Origin of the sequence: Bradyrhizobium sp. NBAIM08 (assembly GCF_020193935.1) — a bacterium.
GTDB classification, from domain to species: Bacteria; Pseudomonadota; Alphaproteobacteria; order Rhizobiales; family Xanthobacteraceae; genus Bradyrhizobium; species Bradyrhizobium yuanmingense.
In genome coordinates this window covers 1-451 of sequence record NZ_JADYVR010000323.1, presented here as the reverse complement: position 1 = coordinate 451, position 451 = coordinate 1, and the positions used below count along the sequence as shown (strand labels likewise).

1 protein-coding gene is annotated in these 451 nt (G+C 66.7%); it reads right to left on the bottom strand.

The annotated features are described in order from the left end of the window. Positions 1-219, bottom strand: a 219-nt coding sequence (locus I6F37_RS39715) for a hypothetical protein (RefSeq protein ID WP_225154336.1), incomplete at its 3' end; no start/stop codon positions are given. Positions 220-451: the final 232 nt, after the last annotated feature.

Below are 451 nucleotides of genomic sequence, written 5' to 3'. Positions count from 1 at the left end.
GCTCACCGGCGCGTTGGCATCACCGGTGGCGCCACGTCGCCCGTCCACCATCAGATAGCGCTGCCCCGTGGCCGGTGCCGCAGCGGATGCGCCGAGCACCACGATGTTGCCCTGCCCGTCACCGTAGGCACTGGCCGTGCATAGCTCGGCGGCCGCAGCCGGCAGACCCGAGCACACCAGCACCGCCATCAACAACGAACGTCCTTTCCACCCTGCCATGCCCTTTCCCGGTATCGTGAACCCGCCTCGTGCGGGCGCCCGGCGCAGCCTAACGCGTTCGTTCGCCAGATTCATGCTGCATCTGCTTACTGTTGGCCTCTCCCATGGCCATACTGGGCGGACGATACGAACTTCAGAGCGCACCATGCACACACATGTCGAACAGATCGGCAGCACCCGCGTCCTGCGCAGCGCCGATACAGGCCCGCTGCTGGATGGCAACGCCCTGCGC